The sequence below is a fragment of the Collinsella sp. AF29-7AC genome, assembly GCF_003475665.1.
Lineage (GTDB): Bacteria > Actinomycetota > Coriobacteriia > Coriobacteriales > Coriobacteriaceae > Collinsella.
The window spans coordinates 556-992 of the sequence record NZ_QRQX01000054.1 but is presented as its reverse complement, the minus strand read 5'-3'; the positions used below and the strand labels follow the sequence as shown (position 1 = coordinate 992).

The 437-nt window shown below is 76.4% G+C and carries 1 protein-coding gene; it reads right to left on the bottom strand.

The genetic code is table 11. The features are described from left to right. A partial coding sequence (locus tag DWZ15_RS10315) for a transposase (protein WP_199580081.1) occupies nt 1-437 on the bottom strand: 437 nt, incomplete at both ends.

Here is a 437-nt window from a genome sequence, read left to right as displayed (position 1 = left end):
CCTTCCCGAGCGCGACGAGGCCAGCAGCGCCTCCCAGAGCCTCCTGGCCCCCGCCGCGGGGGCGCCCGCGCGCCTGGCGGCGTTCGAGAACCTGCGCCAGCCGGCGGCCGAGCACCCGGCGGCCCCGCCGAACTCGGCCAGCATCGACACCTGCCAGCGGCTCGACGGGTCGACCGCGCCCTCGAGCGCGGGGTCGGCCTCGAGCAGGGTCGCGCGCAGCCTGTTCTTCGCGCGGGTCCTGGCGGACGACGCGAACTCGCGCTGCGACGACAGGATCCGAAGCGAGGCGGTCCCCTCGGGCTCCTCGGGCGCCGGTCTGAGGGCGCGGGGCACGCCGAGCGCGGTGCGCGCGATCACCTCGGCGTCGATGGCGTCGGTCTTCGCGATGCCGGGGAACATCCCGCGGGCCTGCTTCTCGGCATATCCGGGCAGGTAGG